We start from the raw sequence: 760 nt of genomic DNA, 5'->3' as shown, positions 1-760 counted from the left end.
TACGATGGTTTTTCCTTCAAATTCAGGTAGTTCTGCAATTCGGTTCGCAGCAACGACAGCGGCGCCTGAAGAGATGCCCGCAAGGATGCCTTCTTCTTCCATTAGTCGACGAGCCATCTCAATTGCTTCTTCAGAAGTCACTGGCTCAACTCGGTCGATAATGTCCAAATCTAGGTTTCCAGGAATGAAACCTGCACCGATACCTTGGATTTTGTGTGGTGCTGGTTGAATTTCTTCGCCTGCTAGTGCTTGCGCGATTACTGGTGATTCTGCAGGTTCTACAGCAACAGAAGTGATCGCTTTACCTTTCTCACCTTTAATGTAACGGCTTGTACCAGTGATAGTGCCACCCGTACCAACGCCTGCTACTAGCACATCGATTTCACCGTCTGTCGCATCCCAGATTTCAGGGCCAGTTGTTTTCTCGTGAATTTGCGGGTTAGCAGGGTTGTTGAACTGTTGTAGAAGAAGGTATTTTTCAGGATTGCTTGCTACGATCTCTTCTGCTTTAGCAATTGCGCCTTTCATGCCTTTCGCTGCTTCAGTTAGCTCAAGGTTTGCGCCTAGTGCTTTAAGTAGCTTGCGGCGCTCAAGGCTCATTGATTCAGGCATAGTTAGAGTCAATTTGTAACCGCGAGCGGCTGCTACGAACGCTAATGCGATACCTGTGTTACCACTGGTTGGTTCTACTAGCTCTACGCCTGGCTTTAAAGTGCCAGCTTTTTCTGCTTCCCAAATCATGTTTGCACCGATACGGCAC

General features: G+C 47.9%; 1 protein-coding gene. It reads right to left on the bottom strand.

The window, feature by feature from the left end; genetic code table 11:
* The coding region (gene cysK, locus R7093_RS25210; RefSeq protein ID WP_318147017.1) for a cysteine synthase A at nucleotides 1-760 on the bottom strand (760 nt) is incomplete at both ends.

The sequence above is a fragment of the Vibrio sp. 1580 genome (assembly GCF_033340055.1).
This window is presented reverse-complemented; position numbering and strand designations above follow the sequence as displayed.